Origin of the sequence: Arthrobacter sp. Y81, assembly GCF_002929335.1 — a bacterium.
Classification (GTDB): domain Bacteria; phylum Actinomycetota; class Actinomycetes; order Actinomycetales; family Micrococcaceae; genus Arthrobacter.
This window is the reverse complement of record NZ_PJIL01000002.1, coordinates 523,088-541,253: the sequence shown is the minus strand read 5'-3', so window position 1 is coordinate 541,253 and position 18,166 is coordinate 523,088. Positions and strand designations below refer to the sequence as shown.

General features: G+C 66.9%; 17 protein-coding genes. 3 read left to right on the top strand and 14 right to left on the bottom strand.

Annotation, left to right across the window (positions count from 1 at the left end; genetic code table 11):
- The first annotated feature begins 487 nt into the window (after positions 1-487).
- Positions 488-1,327 carry an SDR family NAD(P)-dependent oxidoreductase gene (locus CXQ91_RS05145; RefSeq protein ID WP_104172823.1) on the top strand — a complete coding sequence of 280 codons (840 nt, stop codon included), beginning with the start codon at positions 488-490 and terminating at the stop codon, positions 1,325-1,327.
- 136 nt (positions 1,328-1,463) lie between these two features.
- Positions 1,464-1,919 carry a hypothetical protein gene (locus tag CXQ91_RS05140; RefSeq protein ID WP_104172822.1) on the top strand — a complete coding sequence of 152 codons (456 nt, stop codon included), beginning with the start codon at positions 1,464-1,466 and terminating at the stop codon, positions 1,917-1,919.
- Positions 1,920-1,977: 58 nt separating this feature from the next.
- Here CXQ91_RS05140 and CXQ91_RS05135 read toward each other — a convergent pair whose 3' ends face one another.
- The 5 genes from CXQ91_RS05135 to CXQ91_RS24710 form a co-directional block, all read right to left on the bottom strand.
- The gene (locus CXQ91_RS05135; RefSeq protein ID WP_104172821.1) at positions 1,978-4,122 is read right to left on the bottom strand and encodes a bifunctional diguanylate cyclase/phosphodiesterase; all 2,145 of its coding nucleotides are present in this window, start codon (positions 4,120-4,122) and stop codon (positions 1,978-1,980) included.
- A gap of 196 nt (positions 4,123-4,318) precedes the next feature.
- Positions 4,319-5,767 carry a UDP-glucose/GDP-mannose dehydrogenase family protein gene (locus tag CXQ91_RS05130; protein WP_104172820.1) on the bottom strand — a complete coding sequence of 483 codons (1,449 nt, stop codon included), beginning with the start codon at positions 5,765-5,767 and terminating at the stop codon, positions 4,319-4,321.
- Entirely contained in the window at positions 5,764-6,972 is a 1,209-nt protein-coding gene (locus CXQ91_RS05125; RefSeq protein WP_258073830.1) for a glycosyltransferase family 1 protein, read from the bottom strand. Before CXQ91_RS05125 ends, CXQ91_RS05130 begins: the two co-directional genes overlap by 4 nt.
- Positions 6,973-7,200: 228 nt before the next feature.
- Positions 7,201-7,428 (bottom strand): hypothetical protein, encoded by a 228-nt coding sequence (locus CXQ91_RS05120; protein WP_104172819.1) that lies wholly within the window; start codon positions 7,426-7,428, stop codon positions 7,201-7,203.
- Between the two features lie 89 nt (positions 7,429-7,517).
- The gene (locus CXQ91_RS24710) at positions 7,518-8,570 is read right to left on the bottom strand and encodes a hypothetical protein (protein ID WP_181038774.1); all 1,053 of its coding nucleotides are present in this window, start codon (positions 8,568-8,570) and stop codon (positions 7,518-7,520) included.
- Between the two features lie 178 nt (positions 8,571-8,748).
- Between CXQ91_RS24710 and CXQ91_RS05105 the strand changes: the two genes are divergently transcribed.
- Positions 8,749-8,928, top strand: a complete 180-nt coding sequence (locus tag CXQ91_RS05105; RefSeq protein ID WP_104172817.1) for a hypothetical protein — start codon at positions 8,749-8,751, stop codon at positions 8,926-8,928.
- 41 nt (positions 8,929-8,969) lie between these two features.
- On the opposite strand, the gene CXQ91_RS05100 is transcribed toward CXQ91_RS05105, so the two are convergent.
- The 9 genes from CXQ91_RS05100 to CXQ91_RS05060 form a co-directional block, all read right to left on the bottom strand.
- A complete protein-coding gene (locus CXQ91_RS05100) occupies positions 8,970-9,218 on the bottom strand; it encodes a hypothetical protein (RefSeq protein WP_104172816.1) in 249 nt (82 codons plus the stop codon).
- On the bottom strand, positions 9,211-10,659 hold the full coding sequence (locus tag CXQ91_RS05095; RefSeq protein ID WP_104172815.1) for a flotillin family protein: 1,449 nt from the start codon (positions 10,657-10,659) through the stop codon (positions 9,211-9,213). Before CXQ91_RS05095 ends, CXQ91_RS05100 begins: the two co-directional genes overlap by 8 nt.
- Before the next feature lie 328 nt (positions 10,660-10,987).
- Positions 10,988-11,314 (bottom strand): ferredoxin, encoded by a 327-nt coding sequence (gene fdxA / locus CXQ91_RS05090; RefSeq protein WP_104172814.1) that lies wholly within the window; start codon positions 11,312-11,314, stop codon positions 10,988-10,990.
- 6 nt (positions 11,315-11,320) lie between these two features.
- Entirely contained in the window at positions 11,321-12,829 is a 1,509-nt protein-coding gene (locus tag CXQ91_RS05085; RefSeq protein ID WP_104172813.1) for an aldehyde dehydrogenase family protein, read from the bottom strand.
- A gap of 27 nt (positions 12,830-12,856) precedes the next feature.
- Entirely contained in the window at positions 12,857-13,645 is a 789-nt protein-coding gene (locus CXQ91_RS05080; protein WP_104172812.1) for an SDR family oxidoreductase, read from the bottom strand.
- A complete protein-coding gene (locus tag CXQ91_RS05075) occupies positions 13,645-14,655 on the bottom strand; it encodes a dihydrodipicolinate synthase family protein (RefSeq protein WP_104172867.1) in 1,011 nt (336 codons plus the stop codon). Before CXQ91_RS05075 ends, CXQ91_RS05080 begins: the two co-directional genes overlap by 1 nt.
- Positions 14,656-14,681: 26 nt before the next feature.
- Positions 14,682-15,488, bottom strand: coding sequence for an enoyl-CoA hydratase-related protein (locus tag CXQ91_RS05070; protein ID WP_104172811.1), 807 nt, complete (start codon positions 15,486-15,488; stop codon positions 14,682-14,684).
- On the bottom strand, positions 15,485-16,783 hold the full coding sequence (locus tag CXQ91_RS05065) for a CaiB/BaiF CoA-transferase family protein (protein WP_181038773.1): 1,299 nt from the start codon (positions 16,781-16,783) through the stop codon (positions 15,485-15,487). Before CXQ91_RS05065 ends, CXQ91_RS05070 begins: the two co-directional genes overlap by 4 nt.
- A complete protein-coding gene (locus CXQ91_RS05060; protein WP_104172810.1) occupies positions 16,780-18,162 on the bottom strand; it encodes an FAD-dependent oxidoreductase in 1,383 nt (460 codons plus the stop codon). Before CXQ91_RS05060 ends, CXQ91_RS05065 begins: the two co-directional genes overlap by 4 nt.
- Positions 18,163-18,166 lie beyond the last annotated feature (4 nt).

The window sequence follows — 18,166 nt, the reverse complement described above, 5'->3', positions numbered from 1 at the left end:
GAACCCGGAAGCTAAGACCCACAGCGCCGATGGTACTGCACCCGGGAGGGTGTGGGAGAGTAGGTCACCGCCGGACAACCATTAGGTCGAGAGCCCCAACCAGGGAACTGGTTGGGGCTCTCCCACGTTAACCACCCCCACACACTTCAACCACTCAACACCACCAAAAACCCGAACAGCCAGGACGCTCTCTCACTTCCTGCACCCTTTCGGGCAACCCTCTCTCACATCCTGCACCCTCCAGGGCAACCCTCTCGCACTCCCTGCAGAGGCCGGCCAGCACCCAAGCCACACACCGCCGTCGTAAATTCACCGGAAACTGAGAGAGCGTCCGGGAATTTCCCCCAAAAAGTGAGAGAGCGTCCGGGAATTTCCCGCGAAAAGTGAGAGAGCGTGCTCGGAACACCAGCGGCGCCACCATCGTTGTACTGTCTGGGCTCGGGACGCCCGCTAACGGCACGCTCCACCATCGATTGGGAGACACTTCATGGCTGCACGGACCATCGTTATTACCGGAGCGAGCGACGGCATCGGAGCCTCCGCGGCGCGGACGCTGGCGAAGGCAGGGGAGCGGGTGGTCCTCGTCGGGCGTTCGGCGGAAAAGACCCGGGCGGTGGCGGTAGAGCTCGGCGCTGACTATTTCGTCAGCGACTTCGCTGAGCTGTCCCAGGTGCGCACGCTTGCTGCACAGCTGAGGGAAAAGTACCCGCGGATCGACGTCCTGGCGAACAACGCCGGCGGGATCATGGGCAAGCGCGAGCTGACCGTGGACGGCCACGAGAAGACGTTCCAGGTGAACCACCTGGCGCCGTTCCTGCTGACCAACGAACTGATGGACGTGTTGACGGCGAGCAATGCGACGGTGATCAACACGTCGAGCGCGGCGAACGCGTTCGGGTACGTGGATATCGATGACCTTGACGCCGCTGGCAAATACTCCACCAGCAAGGCCTACGGGACCTCCAAGCTCGAAAACATCCTGTTCACCACCGAGCTGCACCACCGGTACAACGCAGTCGGCATTTCCACGGCCGCGTTCCACCCGGGCGGCGTGGCCACCAACTTCGCGGCGGAGTCGACCAGCTGGTTCCGGTTCGCCTATAAGACATTCATCAAACGGTTCATGCTGACCCCGGAGCAGGGGGCAGACACGCTCGTGTGGCTCGCCACCACTACGCCCGGGCAGGACTGGGTTCCCGGCGCCTACTATGCCAAACGGGCGCTGGCCAAAGCCAACAGGCAGGCCTACGACGCCCAGCTGGCGCGGCAGCTGTGGGATCGAAGTCAAGCTCTGGTCAGCACGGACAAGATCGACCAGCGAAGCTGACTCAGGGTTAGCCGCGCCCCAGGCTCAGGGGCCGAGTGCTGGATTCCTATGCCCGGTTATCCACATAGCGCTTGGCCTCCGTTCCGCTTGCCCCCGTGCCCTCATAGCGTGGTGACATTCGCTATGAGGGGGAACCATGAAGAAGTTCATCGCTGCGCTGGTCATTGCTCTCGCACTGGGGGTGGTTGGGTGCTCGCTGCCTGTGGCAGGGCCCGCGGCGTCCACAGCGGCAGGGCCTTCAGATCCGCCGTCCATCATCGTTCAAAGACCGGTCCCGGATGCTCAGCAGTCCCAGCCGGTTCCCACAATGAGCGTCGACGAAGTCTGCAGTGTGTGGAAACAAGGTTTCAAGGTTCTCAACGAGGGAACCGTTCCCCCGAAGGAAGCTATGGCGACCTTGGAGAAGGTCACCGCAGCGGCCCCTCCGGAAATCCGGGTCCAATCCGGCATCGCGACCCGGATCCTGTGGGGCCAGATCCTGGATCCCAGCAATCAGCCGGCATCGGCAGAGACCATGGGATACTTGGCAGCCCTGCGCCAGGTCTGTTACGACCTGACCGGAATCGATGTGGTCGAGGGACTCGACGGGTAGCGACGCCCCGGTCAGCCGTCGATCCGTCGCCCCAGTCAGCCGTCAAGCCCCCCGTCCGTCAGCCTTCGAGGCGGACGCCCCGCATCTCGTCGATGGCGTCGGCTGAGCGGAGCAGCGCGAGTTCCAGCCCGGACTCGGGTTCAGGGTGGGAGAACAGATAACCCTGCAGGGAATCGCAGTCCAGGTTGGTCAGGTAGGTCGCCTGCGCCGTGGTCTCGATGCCTTCCGCTGTAACCGTCAGGCCCAAGCTGTGGGCCATGTTGATCATGGAGTTTAGGATGGGTAGTTTCTCTGCGCCGGTGCGGACCATGGAGACAAATGATCGGTCGATCTTCACGGCGTCCACGGGAAGATCCTGCAGCCGCCCCAGTGAGGAGTAGCCGGTGCCGAAGTCGTCCAGCGCCACGCGCACGCCGGCGTCACGGAGCAGGTCCAACTGCAGGATCACGTGCGCATCCGGATCAAAGAAGACGCTCTCCGTCACTTCCAGTACCAGCTGCCGGGGATCCGCGCCGCAAGAGGCCGCCAGCTGCAAAACGCTGTCGGCGAACTTGCATTCCTTCAGCTGCACACCCGAAACGTTGACGGCTACGGAGCGTGTGGCGTCCGCAGCCAGCCACGGTTGCAGCTCGGTGAAACTGTGCCGCAAGACCTGCAGGCCAATGGCGGAGATCAACCCGCTTCGCTCCGCCGTCGGAATGAACTGTCCGGGCGGAATCAGCTCCCCGTCCCGTTTCCAGCGGGCCAGTGCCTCAAACTGGACAACCTCACCGTGCCGTGGCGAAATGACCGGCTGGTAGTGCACGAAGATTTGGCCGCCGTCTACAGCCGTGCGCAGCCCGGCGTCCATATCCGTGCGTTGCACCAGCGCCGTCATCATGTCCGGCTCGAACCGCATGTACCGGTTCTTGCCGGCGGCCTTGGCGGCGTACATCGCGACGTCGGCCTGGCGGAGCAGCTCGGAGCCCGCCACAGTATCGCTGCCCACCGAGGCCAGGCCCAGGCTGAGGCTGGGTCGCAGCATGGTTCTGTCAATCCACATCGGAACATTCAGCGACGCCACGATGCGTTCTGCGACGGCATCCGGTTCCGGCGAAGCTGTCAACAGCACCACGAATTCGTCTCCGCCCAGACGGGCGACGGTGTCGTCGGGACGGACACACGAACGGAGCCTGCGCGCCACCTCCGTCAGCATTTCGTCGCCGGCGTGGTGGCCAAGGATGTCGTTGACCTCTTTGAAGTCATCCAGATCCAGCAGCAGGACGTCCACCGAGATGGCCCGGTCGCCGCGGAGTGCTTCGGCGAGCTGGTCATTGAACAGCTTGCGGTTGGCAAGACCGGTCAGTGGGTCCTGGAACGCCAGCGCCTTGAGCTGTGCTGCCTGCTCGGCGAGATCGGCCATGGCCCGCTTCGCCTGGTCCTGGGCAGCCAGCCGGGGCGTGACGTCGCGGAAGCTCCAGACGCGGCCCACCACCTTGTCCGCCACTTTCTGCGGGCGCGAGTACCGTTCGAAGGTCCGCCCGTCGATGAATTTCAGAACGTCATTGCTCTCCGCCAGCGGGTGGGAGTAGAGCTCGTGGACCTTGTCCAGGAAGCCTTGAGGATCCTCCAGGAGCCCGAGCACGTAGCTGATCACCGCTTCATCGTCGTGCGTGGCCAGCAATTCCCGCGGAATGCCCCACATGGACACGAACTGCTCGTTGACACCGGCGATCTGGCCGTCAGTGCCGACCACAAGGATGCCGTCAGCCGTGGACTCGAGCGTGGCGCTGAGCAGGGACATGGCCTCGCGCAGCCCGTCGTCGGGTTCCTGACGATGGTGCATGGCCCGGACCGACACAGACATGCAAAGGCCCGCAGCCGTATCCAGGAGAGCGCATGCGATCTCGCCCCTGAATTCCGTACCGTCTTTCCTGACACCGTACGCCTCGAACGGCGAGCTGTGTCCGGATTCCTGATCCCTGCCGAGGACCTTGAACAGGCGCTGGAAACCCTGGCGATATCCCTCGGCAAGAATGCCCCGGTGGTCCCGGCCGACAAGTTCCTGCCTGGAGTACCCGAACAAATGCTCGGCCGCGGCATTCACGAGGACGATGGTGCCATTCTGGGCAAGCACCAAAAGGGCGTCAGGAAGTGAGCCGATGATGGCCTGATAATCAGTGCCCGAAAATGCTCCGGGTTCCTGGCTTTCGTGCACCGCCATCACAGCACCCTAAAGAACACGTGAGACCGCCATTTCTTCATAGAATGTCCTCCCTCCGCACATCATAGAGTGCGAAGATCAGGACCGCTTGTCACATGAAAAAACGCCGGCAAAAAGCACCAAAGAATTCACGGCAAAAGAACTTTGGCCGAGGAAATTGGGGCGGCCCTTCACGCCCTCATTGTGAATCTCAACGCTAGGGAATCTGGACTCCCGGGCGTCCGGATCCGGCAGGCGCACCGGTGGCATGGGCAGAATCCGCGGGCTTCGTTCCTGCGCGGTTCGGCTCGAGGTCGACGACCGCGTCAGCCCCTGTCCCCAGCCCGCGCACGGTCCAGCCCGATGCCCGCCACTCCACAGCGTCCAGCACATTGCGTGCGTCCAGCACCGTCCGGCGTCGTACCAGCGCACCCGCAACCAGCGGCGACAGCGAACGGTATTCGTCCCATTCAGTCAGCAGCAGCACCAGCTCGGCGCCCTCGAGGGCGCGGTCCGTGCACTTCTCGAACCGCAGCTGCGGGTACCGCATCCACGCATTGTTGATGGCCTTCGGATCCGTCACCGTCACGTGGGCGCCGGCCGCGGCCAGTTGCAGGGCGACGTCCAGGGCGGGGGAGTCGCGGATGTCGTCCGTTGCCGGCTTGAACGCAGCGCCCAGCACCGTCACCGTCCGGCCGGCCAGATAGCCGCCGCACAGCTCCGCGGCGATCTCCACCGTCCGGTGCCGCTGGCCCAGGTTGATGGCGTCCACCACCCCCATCCACTCGTCCACCGAAGCCACTCCGAGAGCCGCGGCCTGTGCCCGGAAACTGCGGATGTCCTTGGGCAGGCAGCCGCCGCCGAACCCCAGCCCGGCATGCAGGTACCGGCTGCCGATCCGCGGATCCAGGCCCATCGCCTCACCCAGTTCGGTGACGTCCGCGCCGGACGCGTCGCACAGCTCGGCCATCGCATTGATGAAGCTGACTTTCGTGGCGAGGTACGCGTTCGAGGCCGATTTGATCAGTTCCGCTGTGGCGAAGTTGCACACCAGCCGCGGAATCCCGGCGCGCAGCAGCGGCTCGTAGACGGCATCCATCGCAGCCGTCACGCCACGGCCCGCCCCGCTTGTGTGCTCAAACGCCGCGGCCTTTCCTCCCGGCACGCCGTAGACCAGGCGATCCGGCACCAGGGAGTCCTTCACCGCGGTGCCCTGCCGCAGGAACTCAGGGTTCCAGCCGAGCAGCACGTCCGGGCGCCCGGACAGGATGCCGGCCAGCATCTCGACCGTCCCCACCGGGACCGTGGACTTACCCACGACGGCGGAGCGCGGGGCCAGGTGCGGAAGGAGCCTTTCGGTGGCGGACACCAGGTAGCTGAGGTCGGCGCCGTCGGACGTTTTGGACTGTGGCGTACCCACGCAGAGGAAGTGCACCTGCGCGCCGGCCGCGGCAGCGAAATCCGTGGAGAACGTGAGGCGGCCGGTGGCGCGGCCGTCCTGCAGGAGCTCGTCCAGTCCCGGTTCGAAGAACGGGGCGAAGCCGCGGGCCAGCTGGTCCACCTTGGCCGCGTCGACGTCGATGCCCACCACAATGTGGCCCATCGACGCCAGGGTTGCTGCGTGCACGGCACCGAGGTAGCCGCAGCCGATCACGGAAATTCTCACAGGGACACTCCTCTTTTGATTTGGACGGGCGCGACCACCGGAACGCGGCGGCTTTCTGCGTGCACGGGTGCAAGCGCAGGCTCAACCACCGGCTCGCCTGCCATCACCGCCCGGTAATGGCGCACCAACTCCGCGCTCAATGCCGGCCACGTCCGCCCCTGGACCGAGGCGTGCGCTGCCGCCGCGAACGCGCGGCGCTTGGCGTCGTCGCCCATCAGGTCCATGACATGCGCACGCAGCCCGGCCAGGTCGCCGGGCTTGTACAGCCAGCCCGTGCGGGAATTCTCCACCAGGTCCAGCGGGCCTCCACGCCCTGTGGCCACCACCGGCACGCCCGATGCCATGGCCTCCTGGATGGTCTGGCAGAAGGTCTCGAACTCGCCGGGATGCACGAACAGGTCGAAGGATGCCACCGCCCTGGCCAGCTGGTCGCCGCCGAGGAACCCCGCAAACACGGCGTTGGGCAGGGCTTCCTGCAGCGACTCCCGCTGCGGTCCGTCGCCGACGATCACCAGCCTGGTGCCCGGCACATCGGCCAGCACGGCCAGGTCCTCCACCTGCTTTTCAACGGCAAGCCGGCCCACGTAGCCGATGATCCGCTCGCCGCCGGGGGCCACGGAGGCCCGCCACGCGTCGTCGCGCTTTCCCGGCGCAAAGCGCGCGGTATCCACACCGCGCCGCCACATGTCCACCCGCAGTACACCGCGGCCGCGCAACTGGTTCAGCGCGAAAGTGGACGGCACCAGCGTCCGGGAAGCCAGCAGGTGGATGTTCTCCACCCGGTTCCAGGCCCAGTTCTCCATGAACGGCACCCCGTAGCGCGCCGCGTAACTGGGAACCTCGGTCTGGTAGATGGCCACAGTGGGGATCCCCAACTGGTGTGCCGCCTGCACCGCCCGCCAGCCGAGCACGAACGGTGACGCGAGGTGGACAACGTCCGGCGCGTAATCGGCAAGGATTCTCTTGACCCGGTTCACACCGCCCAACGCCACCCGCACGTTCGTGTACCCGGCCAGCGGCACCGATGGAAGCCGGTGCACGAACGCGCCGTGCACCACATCCAGGACCTCTGTGTCCTGCGTCGACGGGGCGATCACCATAACGTCATCGCCCCGTTCCTGCAGATGCTCTAGCACCCGAAGGATGGAGTGCGTAACCCCGTTCATCAGTGGCAGGAATGATTCAGCAACGATTGCGATCCTCACCCCTCCACGGTGCGCGGGGCGTGTTGCCTAACGGGGGAGCGGGAATGACGGGGAGTAGAAGGTTGGGTTAACAGCCGGGCTGAGTTGAAGCACGACGACGGCGGCGCTCGCCGCCGCGGGTGGCCGGGTGGCTCGTCCTCAAGGGGCGGACCCGATGTATTGCAGGGCCCGGATGCTGCCCCGTACCACCCCCAGACGGGCGCGGGACAACATCCGGACCAGCCTGGGTCAGCGGCCGGCCGCCGAACCTGCCCGGACCATCGGGTTCATGGGGTCGGGCCAGTTGCCGATGCGAGCTTTCATGGTGTTGGGCCACCAACCGATGCTCGCGGTCATCGGGTCGGGCCAGTTGCCGATGGATCCCTTCATCGGGTCGGGCCAGTTGCCGATGCGGGCACGGGCGGGCGCGGAACGGACGATCGGGGTGGCGCTGAAGAGCTGGGCGTAGCTGGACATGACTTTTCTCCTGACTGAGTGTTGATTCCTTACGCCGACGACGGCGTGGGTGGCCATGCTCTGCCTGAAAGAGCGCAGAGGTGGCCTTCTCAGTCGGGGGAAGACCCCGGATCAAATGACGGGCCTGCGGCAGGGACCAGAGCCGTGTCCCGCATGAGGCCGCTGCGGGCATCGTGCAGGATGTTCCAGAACGCCGCGACGTCGGCCGAAGCCTCGGCGCCGGCGCTGCCCGCACCAGCCGATGCGGGACCGGACTGGTTCTGCAGGGCAGCGAAGCGGAACCCCGGCTCGGGCTCCGGCGCGTTTGCCGGCGAGGGCGCTGCCGAAACGACGTAGCCAATGGTTGCCGCCAACGCCCGTAAGGCCTGCGTATTCGCCAGGAACTCCAACGGCGAAACCGCGCGCCGGACCTGCTGAGGAGCTGTGTCCTTGGCCGCCTGCGAACCGGCACGGGCAGTTGCCTCAAGGCCGACGCCGGCAGGTGCCGCCGTCACCGCGTCAAAGCCCGACGGCGGCACGGTGGTAACGGGTGAACGCCCGGGGACAGTCACTTCCGGCAAATGCACCGGCAGTTCCGGCAACGGAACCTGCGGTACCGGAACGGTTGGAACAGGCACGGTTGGAACAGGCACGGTGGGAAGTGGCAGCGTGGGTACTGGCACCGTGGGAACTGGCAGCGCAGGGACCTGAACGCCGGGCAAGGCCGGCGCCAACGAATCCACCCCTGAGACGACTGTGTCGCTCACTGTGTCGACACTGCCGGTCACCGTGTCGGTGAGCACAGCGTCGGTAATCGTGTCGACAGGTGGCGGGGCGGCCCTGTTCACCACAACGGTCACAGCTTCTGTTGCCTCGCCGGGCACGGGATCCGTGACGTCGGCCACCGCCGCCGCCGTGCCGGAGACCGGAAACGGCACGGCGGCGGCATGGGCTGGAGAATCCTGGGGTGCCGGAACGGGCGTGCTGCCGGCGTCCTGTAGCAGTGAAACGGTTGCCTGCTCGACCGCGCCCAGCGGGTTCGGATCTTCGGATGCGGCATTCGCGGAGCCAGCGGCCCACGCCAACCAGGCAACGGTCAGCAGGACGGCGAGCAGGAATGGGCGCGAGGCACCCAGGCAACGATCACGCAAAGTGCCGCCCATCCAGATCACCCCCCAGTGGCGATGGAAAATCAGGATACGCCCGGCGTAGTCAGCCGTCTAGACTTCCCGGCTTACTGGCTTAAACCGTCAGGGAATCAGGGTGCAGCGGACCTGGGCGCGGGTCCATCGGCAGCCGGATCAGATCGCCGTAAAATTGGTAACAAGAGGTGTTCCAGAAATGTCCGGGCCAATCGTCGTCGTCCTTCTTTTCCTTGCCGTTGTTTCCCTCGTAGGGGTTATCGGAACGGTGGTGGTGGTCATTCGTGACGGCCGCGGACAGCTCCCGCGGGAGCAGTCCGACCGCCCCTGGATGGCCGGAAACCTGCCCAGCGTTCCGTACTCGGTGTGGCGGTTCTGACCGCAACAGGCATGATCGCAGTAGCCCACGGCCGCCCTCACTCACCGCCCGCCGTCGTGCCTCAACACCTCCGGCAGCTCGTCCACGTAGACCGTCTGCGGCGGATCAAAGTAGATGACCAGCACTTCCTCGCCCACCGCAAACACACTGGCCTTGTCGAACGGGTGGGCGTGGAAGGCCATGGTACCGCCGAGATACGGCAGCATGACTTCGCCGATGGTGCCCGGGCCGATGCGCCCGGTCACCCGTCCGATCTTTCCGGTAAGGCTGCGGTCAACGTTTTTATGCATCGGGGGCTTTCGCTGGCCTGCCGTCGCCCTGGGCAGGGCCCTTCCGCGAGTTTTTCAGCGCGGAGGAGAGGGCAGGAAGGTAGTCGCCCACCTGGGCGAGGATCCCGCCAAGCATCTTGTTGACCCCTTCGCCGCCGTTCAGCACCGTCATCTGGCCCACATGCGAGAACGGCTCAGCTGCTGCGGCGATGATGGCCGGCATGTTCTCGGCCAGCTGCTGCGAAATGACGGCGTCCTGGTTGGTCCCGAGTGCCTCGGCGCGGGCCTTGATACCCTCGGCTTCCGCCAGTGCCTTGGCCTTGATGGCCGACGCGGCAGCATCACCGCGCGCCCTGGTGGCTGCGGCTTCCGCCTCGCCGGTGACCTTCGTGGCGCCGGCAGCAGCCGCGGCAGCCGTGGCATTGGCCTGGGCCTGGAGTTCCGTCCGCCGGGCGTTGACCTGGGCTTCGAGTTCGGTGCGGCGGGCCAGCGCCTCAGCGGCACTGATGTCGGCAGCCTTCTGGCCTTCGGCGTCCGTACGCTTGGCATAGGCCTTGGCGTCGGCGGGCTTGCGGATGGTGGTCTGAAGCTTTTGCTCCTCGCGGTCCGCCTCAAGCTTGGCCACTTCGGTTTCCTGGACCACCACCTGCTGGCGGGCCGTTGCGTCCGCCAACGGGCCGGCCTGGGCGGCATTGGCCTTGGCCCGCTCGGCGTTGGCCTGCGCCACCGACTGCCGGATGGCCGAAATGCTCTGGGCGTCGGCGATGAGCGCCGCCGCCTCCGCTTCCTTCTCGGCGGCCTCGCGGTTCCTGGTGGCCTCGGCGATGCGGGCTTCCATCTTCACTTGGGCAATGTGCGGCTTGGCGATGTTCTGGATGTACCCGGTGGGGTCCTGCAGGTCCTTGATCTGGAGCGAATCCACCACCAGGCCCAGCTTCTCCATTTCCACTCCGCTGGCGCTGCGGACCTGCGAGCCGAGCTTGTCCCGCTCGCGGATGATTTCCTCCATTGTCATGCTGCCGATGATCGACCGCAGGTGGCCCTCAAAGACGTTGTACACCTGGCTTTCCATTTTGGGCTGCTGGCCCAGGAAACGCCTGGCCGCATTTGCAATGAACGGCGGGGCGTCGCCGATTTTGTAAATGACCACACCTTCAACAATCACCTGGATGCCCTGCGAAGTAACGCAGGAAACTTTGAGCTCAGTTTCATTCAGGGTGAGCGACAAAGTGCGCACCGTCTGAAGCCCCGGAAATACCAGTGCACCCTTGCCGGTGACGATCTTGAAGTCCATTCCGGCCCGGGTTTCAAGGGTTCCGCGGGTCAGGCCGGAGATGATGAGGGCCTCGTTGGGTTCAGCCACTTTCCACATCAGTTTTATTGCCACCCAAATAAAGCCAATGACGGCAATCGCCCCAATGAGGGCGGCAATTAGCGGGAAAAAAGCTGACAAGTCCGGCATGACCAGGTCCTTTCAGGGTTATGGAACAGGCATCGCAGTAAAGCCCCAATTGATGCAGCAGCACATTCCCTGCCGGCTTGGATACGGGTAATTCCGGCCTGCCGGGCCAGCTGTTGTAGACAGTCTGATTGGCCCCCGCCCAAGAGTCCAGAGTCTTGGCGATATTTGCCTGCGGCAACGGCATTGACGCACGACGGCGGCACTTGGCTCACGTCGTCGGGCCGCGTTGGTCACTGGAGCCCGGCGCACGAAAAAGCCGCTCCCTCAGTTGGGGTCTGAGGGAGCGGCGGTCCATTCGGTTGGGCCTCAAGTGTCCGTTCGCGCTTGACTACCGGGCGGGGTCGGCCACGGGGTGGGCCGCGATCACCGGGTGGTCGCGGCCCAGGTTACCGAGGGGCGAGGCGCCCTGCGGCGACCCGAGTTCCTCGAAGAACTCCACGTTGGCCCGGACATAGTCGGCCCACTCGTCCGGGACGTCGTCGGAGTAGTAAATGGCCTCCACCGGGCACACCGGATCGCACGCGCCGCAGTCCACGCATTCGGACGGGTGGATGTAGAGCGAGCGTTCGCCTTCGTAGATGCAGTCCACCGGACATTCCTCGATGCAGGCCTTGTCCTTCACATCCACGCACGGCTGCGCGATCACGTAGGTCATGGCGCGCTACACACCGGTGTAAACGGTTTTGCCCCAGGTGAAGAAGTCCAGTGCGGACTTGCCCTGTTCGCGGAACGTGTTGGTGGAGGAGTCCTTCACGCCGCCGAACGGCACGTTCAGGTCCAGTCCCGCCGTCGGCCGGTTGACCTTGACCACACCGGCCTGGGCCCGTGCGGCGAAGTCCGTGGCGCGCGCCAGCGAATCCGTGCAGATGCCCGCGGTGAGGCCGTAACGGGAATCGTTGATCGCGGCGAGCCCGGCCTCGTAGTCGGCCACTTCGAGGACAGCCACCACCGGACCGAAGATCTCCTCGGTCACGGCGGCGTCGTCGAACGGCAACTCGGTGAGCACGGCGGCGGGGAAGAACAGCGGGCGGTCCGCGTCGCCGTCGTGCGTTTCGTCCAGGATCGCGGAACCGGACAGCAGCGTGGCGCCGCGTTCGACGGCGGACCGCACCGCCGCGGTGTTCTGTGCGTGCTGCTGGCTGCTCACCACGGCCCCCATCCGGACAGCGTCCGGACCGTCAGTGTCCATGCCGTCGCCGGGAGTGTAGGCGGCGGCTTCCTCGGTGAGGGCGTCAAGGAAGGCGGAGCGGATGCCCGGGGTGACGTAGACGCGGGACGTCGCGGTGCAGGCCTGGCCGGTGAGGCCGAACGCGCCGGCAGCCACTACCTTGGCGGCCTTGCGTGCATCGGCATCGTCGAGGACCAGGACGCCGTTCTTGCCGCCCATTTCCAGCTGGACGCGGGCGCGGCGGGCGTTCAGGATCTCCTGCAGGCCCAGCCCCACGTTCGTGGAACCGGTGAAGGACAGCCCGGCGATGCGCGGGTCGCGGGCCAGGGCGTCGCCCACCACGCGGCCCTTGCCGTGCACCACGTTGAACACACCGGCGGGGAGTCCGGCGTCCTGCAGCGCACGGGCAAGGTGGGTGGCGGAGAGCGGGGTGAGCTCGGCCGGCTTGATCACCACGGCGTTGCCGCTGATCAGGGCGGGGGCAGTCTTCCAGGCCGGGATGGCGATGGGGAAGTTCCACGGCGTGATGAGCCCGACGACGCCGAGCGATTCGCGCCGGGTGGTGATGGTGGTGTCCGGCAGGCCGCTGGGCAGGACCTCGCCGGTGGCGGCCCAGCCGAGGGAGCCGAAGAAGCGCAGCACGTCCGAGGCGCGCTTGACCTCGCCCTTGGCTTCGGCGAGGGTCTTGCCTTCTTCCCGGACCAGGTCTTCGGCGATGGCGGTCTGGCGTTCGATCAGCAGGTTGCCGGCGGTGATGAGGATGGCGCCGCGGGACGGTGCGGGCATGGTTGCCCAACCGGGCTGAGCTGCCGAGGCGGCGGTGATGGCGGCGTCCACGTCCGCTGCGGTGCCGCTGGGGGAGAGGGCTGCGAGTTCGCCGGGGCGGGCCGGGTTCATCCGTTTGGTGCCGGCCTCGCCGAGCCATTCGCCGTTGATGAGGTGCCGGGCGGTGATGAGTTCGCGGTCTGTCGCGTTCTCGGGCAAAAGTGCGGTGGAGGTCATGGGGTTCCTTCTGAAGAGTGGGGGGAGCTACAGGCTGCGGATCAGGCCGCCGTCGCACCGCAGCGCAACGCCGGTGATGTACGACGCCGGGGCGCTGCACAGGAAGGCGGCGGCGGCGCCGAATTCCTCGGGTTCGCCGTAGCGGCGGGCGGGGATGGTCTTGCGGGATTCCAGCTGGATCTCCTCCAGCGTGGTGCCGCGGCGCTTGGCGGCGGCGTGGTCGAGTTCGGCCACCCGGTCCGTGGCGATCCGGCCGGGGAGGAGCATGTTGACGGTCACCGCATCCAGGGCCACTTCGGCCGCGAGGGTCTTGAGGTAGCCGGCCAGTGCGGCGCGGCCGGTGTTGGACACGGCCAGGTTGGGCAGCGGTGCCACCACTCCGCTGGAGCCGACGGCGAGGATGCGGCCCCAGCGCCGTTCCCGCATGCCCGGAAGGACCCGGGAGATCAGTGCGTGGTGCGGCTTGACCAGCAGCTCGAAGGCCGCGGCGATGTCCTCGGAGCTGAGCGTCGCGGCGGCGCCGGGCCTGGGGCCGGGGCCGTTGAGCACCAGGATGTCGACGGGACCGAGGTCCGCCACGGTCTGTTCGACGGCGGACCCGATTCCTTCAGGGGTGGTCAGGTCCGCCTCGATGGCGATGGCACCGGTGCCATAAGCGGTGTGCAGGTCCGCGGCGATCTCCTTGGCGCGGTCGCGGCGGCGGCCGGTAACGGCCACGCGCACGCCCTCGGCGGACAACGCGCGGGCCACGGCCAGGCCCAGGCCTCCGGTGGAGGCTGCCACCAGGGCGGTCTTGCCTGCGATTCCCAGGTCCATCAGAAACTCCCTACAGAAGTGTGGTTGTTGGCGGCGGGTGAGTCCGCGCGTGCTTCCAGTGCGGCCGCAGCTTCCCGCAGGTGCGTGAGCATGCTGTACCGCAGCTTCTCCGGGAACGCCGCGGCCGGAGCCCGGACGCCCGAGTCCTTGATAAGGCCGCGCTTCCGCAGGCATTCCTTGCGGACGGCCAGGGCGATCTTTGCCTGCTGCTCGAAGTTGATCAGCGGCAGGTACGGCAGCAGCTGGTCGCGGGCGGCCTCATAGCCGTCGCGCTGCCAGGCCCGGACACACGCGATCAGCGCCTCCGGGTAGGAGAAACCGGTCATGGCGCCGGCCGCGCCGGCCATGAGCTCGTCCAGCAGTCCCTGCCCGCCGAGCCCGCCGAAGACGGAAACCCCGACGGCGGCCGTCAGCTCCGCGATGGCCACGCTGGTGGGCGGCGCTTCCGCCTTCACCGCGACCACGAAGCTGCACCACTTCACCACGGAAATGAGTGCAGGGGTGCTGATGCTGACGCCGCTGGCCAGGGGGTAATCCTGCAGCACCACCTTCGCGCCGGTGGCCCGGTGGATGGCATCCAGGTGTGCGATCACCACCTCGGGCCGGGCGGAGTTGGCCTGCACCATAACGGCCGCCAGGCGCTCGCCGGTCGCCGCCTGCGCCGCCTTGATTTCGTCGATGGCAGGTCGGGTGGCCAGCGCGGTGATGCCCACGACCAGCGGGAGGTCCGTGCATTCGACCGTGATTTCGAGGACCTGCCGGCGTTCCTCCGCGGTCAGTGCTGCGGCCTCGCCGAACACGCCCAGGACGGTCAGTCCCGTGGCGCCGATTGCCTCGTAGTGCTCCACCAGCTCGGACAGGCTGTCCAGGTCCACGTCCAGCGTGCTGCCCTGGAACGGTGTGGCCACGACGCCCCAGACACCGGGCGCCAGGGCCTCACGGGCCTGTGGTTCGCGGGTGAGGGACTCACGGGTGTCCTTCCCGGTGCCGTCGTTCAGTGATCCAGTCATTGAATCCTCCTCGAAGTTGTTGGGCATCAGCGGCCTGGCCAGACCGGCGGCCGCTTTTCCTGGAAGGCGCGCACGCCCTCTGCGGAGTCCTCGCTGTCCAGAGCCGCCATGAGCGCCGGCAGTCGGAGCCCGCGGGCCTCCTTGGCGGTCAGATGGTCCGTCTGCGTGACCATCTGCTTCACGGCGCGGACGGAGGTGGGGGCGCAGGCCAGGATCTGGGCCACCCAGCGCTGCACCGCGGCGTCGAGCTCGTCGGCGGGGACCACCTCGTTGACGAGGCCCATGGACTGCATTTCGACGGCGTCCGCTTTCCGGCCGGTGAGCAGCATGCCCATCGCCTGGGTGTGGGGGATGCGCCGCACCAGCTGGTGGATGCCGCCGTCGAGCGCCAAACGCCCCACCCGCGGTTCCGTCAGCCCGAACTTCGCGTTCTCCGACGCCACCACGATGTCCGCGCCAAGCACGATTTCCATGCCGCCGCCCAGCGCATAGCCGTTGACCCGGGCGATGACCGGGATGTCCAGGCTGGTGCGCAGGCTCAGCCCGCCGAACCCGTTGGGGTCCAGGCCGGCCCAGTACTCGAGGCCCGTCTTGTCCACGGCGGCGGCGGACATGTCCGCCCCGACGCAGAAGGCGCGGGTGCCGGCTCCGGTGATGACGACGGCGCGGACGTCGGGGTCCTGCTCCAGCTGTTCCCAGATTTCGTTGAGCCGGGCCTGGGCGGCGCCGTCGACGGCGTTGAGCACGTGCTGCCGGTCGATCACCACCGTGGCCACGTGGTTTTCGATGGTCAGGGTGACCTGGTCCACTGTCTGTTCCACAACTGCCGTCACCGCAGGACCCCCAGCTGCTGCAGGCGCTCGATGGTCTCCGCATCGAAGCCGTTCTCCAGCAGGACCTCCACGTTGTGCTCGCCCAGCCGCGGCGCGGCGCGCCGGACCGTGGGAGGGGTGGCGGAGAGCCGGATGGGCGCGTTGAGCATGCGCACGGTGCCCACGCCGGGGTGTTCGGCCTCGACGATCATGCCGTTGGCCTCGGTCTGGGCGTCGGCCAGGGCCTGCTCCAGGGTGTGGACCGGGGCGTTGAGCAGCCCCTGGTCCTCCAGCTTGCCGGTCCAGTACTCGGTGGTGTTGGTGGCGATGCGCTCGCGGAAGATGGCCTGCAGCGCCGGCTTGTGCTGGAACTGCTGCTCCAGGTTGGCGAACTCGGGCCGGAGCGTGAGGTCCTCGTCCAGGCCCAGCGCCTCGGAGATGCGGGCCAGCGGGTCCGGGGTGAAACCGCCCACCATGCACACGGCGCCGTCGGTGGTTTCGAAGACGCCGCTCAGGGGCATGGCGCCCCAGTTGACCTCGTAGCCGCGGTTGAGCTGCATGCACGCCTCCTGCATCTGCAGGTGCAGCATGGAGTCGTACATGGTCACTTCCACCTTCTGGCCGACGCCGGAGGTCTCCCGGGTGCGCAGCGCCAGCAGGATGCCCTGCATGAGGTGCATGCCGGTGATGTAGTCGCACAGGGTGGTGGGGTAGATGGAGGGCTTCTGGTCGTCCGATTCCCGCCGCCACATCACACCGGAGTAGGCCTGCGCGATCGCGTCCTGGCCGCCCTTGTGCGAGTACGGGCCCACCGGGCCGAAGCCTGTTCCGGAGGCCCAGATGATGCCCGGGTTCTCCGCCTTGAGGTCCTCGTAGCCGAAGCCCATCCGTTCCATCACGCCGGAGCGGAAGTTGCTGACCACCACGTCTGCGTCCGCCATGATGGCGTGCAGCACGTTCCGGCCTTCCTCCGTGCGCGTATCGATCGAGACGCTGCGCTTGTTCCGGTTGATGGACAGGAAGATGGGGTTGTCCTGGCCGTCCTTGTCCGGGAACGAGTTGCGCGAGATGTCTCCGGCGCCGGGGCGTTCCACCTTGATGATGTCCGCGCCGTAGTCGCCCAGGAGCTGGGTGCAGGACGGGCCCATGAACACCTGGGTGAAGTCCACGATCTTGATTCCATCGAGCGGGAGCGGGGTGCCAGCGGGGAGCGGGGTGGTTGCCGCCTCAGCGGCCGTCCCGGCAGCAGCGGCGGCGGGCGCCGCCGTCGTGCGTTCCTCTGCAGTGACTGTCAGCTCGGCGGTTGCGGTGCTCATACTGCCACCGCCGCGTCGGTGTCCACGGTGGCGTTCGACGACGGGACGTCGCCCGGGTCCGCGCCGTGCCGGCGCATGCCCTGCTGGATGTCGAGTGCGGACACGTCGCGGACCAGGACGCCGTTCTCGACGGCGAGGGCTGCGGCGACGCCGACGGCCTGGCCCATGGCCATGCAGGGGGGGATCTCGCGGGACATCTTCTGCGCCTCGGGGGTGGCGGAGTAGTGGCGGCCGGCCACCAGGAGCTGGTCCACTTCCTTGGGCAGCAGCGAGCGGTACGGGTAGTAGTAGTCGCGGCCGCGGGCCACGGTGTCGGCGAAGTGCCGGCGCTGTGTGACGTCGTCCTTGGTCATGACGTATTCGCCCTGCAGCAGGCGGGTCTGGCGGACGCCCATCTGGGAGGCCACGTCCAGCATGTAGCAGTTCTCGAAGCCGGGCAGGTTGGCGCGGACGTAGTCCACGGCCTCGGAGATCCGGTCGCGGGCGGCGAATTCGGCTGCGGTCATGTCGGCCGGGTCCACGCCGTCGAAGCCGGTCATGTGCGGGGCGTTGCACCAGACCACGCCGTCAATGGGCGTCTTGAGCCACCACAGTTCCCAGGCGCCGCCGAGGAGGCGCTTGATCTTGCGGTTGATGGCGCGGGCTTCCTTCGGGTTGGCCTGTTCGAACGCCTCGGCTGCATCCGTGTTTACGTTTCCCAGACGGAAGACGAGCGTGGTGAGGTAGTTGTCCTTGGCGTAGCTGGCGCCGGCCCGGGAGGCGACGTCGATGTCACCGGTGGTGTCGATGACGATGTCCGCCATGAAGGCCTGCGGGCCCAGCTTGGTCTCGCAGATCACGCCCTTGATCACGCCGTTGTCCACGATGGGGCGGGAGAACCAGGAGTGCAGGCGCAGGTCCACGCCGGCCTCGCGGACCAGGTCGTTGGAGACGCGCTTCCAGCCGTCCGGATCGAATGCCGCGGCGTAGCAGATGGGCTTGGGGTTGGTGTGGGAGTGGAAGTCGAAGGTGCCGTAGCGGCCCCACTTGTTCCAGAGTTCCTCGGAGGTCTTGCGGTCATCGGCCGGCGGGACGACGGCGAGGCCCAGCTTCTGCAGGCGCTCCACGTATTCGGACACAATGCCGGTGACCGTGATTTCCTGGCCGTTGATCATGTCGTCCAGCACCAGGACCATGCCGCCGGAGGCCAGGCCGCCGAGCGATGAGTAGCGTTCCAGCAGGGTGACCGTGGCACCCGAGCGGGCCGCGGTGACGGCAGCGGCCACGCCTGCGGGGCCACCACCCACCACGAGGACGTTGGAGCGGGAGATGACGGGGGCGGTGAGGTCCGCCGTCGTGGTGGCGAGTTCCAGCGAGCTGAATGTTGCGGGGGAGTTCATGGGA

Bases quoted from the DNA above. Each gene is read 5' to 3' on its own strand.
- CXQ91_RS05145 (WP_104172823.1), top strand. From the start codon at position 488: ATGGCTGCACGGACCATCGTTATTACCGGAGCGAGCGACGGCATCGGA.
- CXQ91_RS05140 (WP_104172822.1), top strand. From the start codon at position 1,464: ATGAAGAAGTTCATCGCTGCGCTGGTCATTGCTCTCGCACTGGGGGTG.
- CXQ91_RS05135 (WP_104172821.1), bottom strand. From the start codon at position 4,122: ATGGCGGTGCACGAAAGCCAGGAACCCGGAGCATTTTCGGGCACTGAT.
- CXQ91_RS05120 (WP_104172819.1), bottom strand. From the start codon at position 7,428: ATGTCCAGCTACGCCCAGCTCTTCAGCGCCACCCCGATCGTCCGTTCC.
- CXQ91_RS24710 (WP_181038774.1), bottom strand. From the start codon at position 8,570: ATGGGCGGCACTTTGCGTGATCGTTGCCTGGGTGCCTCGCGCCCATTC.
- CXQ91_RS05105 (WP_104172817.1), top strand. From the start codon at position 8,749: ATGTCCGGGCCAATCGTCGTCGTCCTTCTTTTCCTTGCCGTTGTTTCC.
- CXQ91_RS05100 (WP_104172816.1), bottom strand. From the start codon at position 9,218: ATGCATAAAAACGTTGACCGCAGCCTTACCGGAAAGATCGGACGGGTG.
- CXQ91_RS05095 (WP_104172815.1), bottom strand. From the start codon at position 10,659: ATGCCGGACTTGTCAGCTTTTTTCCCGCTAATTGCCGCCCTCATTGGG.
- fdxA (WP_104172814.1), bottom strand. From the start codon at position 11,314: ATGACCTACGTGATCGCGCAGCCGTGCGTGGATGTGAAGGACAAGGCC.
- CXQ91_RS05085 (WP_104172813.1), bottom strand. From the start codon at position 12,829: ATGACCTCCACCGCACTTTTGCCCGAGAACGCGACAGACCGCGAACTC.
- CXQ91_RS05080 (WP_104172812.1), bottom strand. From the start codon at position 13,645: ATGGACCTGGGAATCGCAGGCAAGACCGCCCTGGTGGCAGCCTCCACC.
- CXQ91_RS05075 (WP_104172867.1), bottom strand. From the start codon at position 14,655: ATGACTGGATCACTGAACGACGGCACCGGGAAGGACACCCGTGAGTCC.
- CXQ91_RS05065 (WP_181038773.1), bottom strand. From the start codon at position 16,783: ATGAGCACCGCAACCGCCGAGCTGACAGTCACTGCAGAGGAACGCACG.
- CXQ91_RS05060 (WP_104172810.1), bottom strand. From the start codon at position 18,162: ATGAACTCCCCCGCAACATTCAGCTCGCTGGAACTCGCCACCACGACG.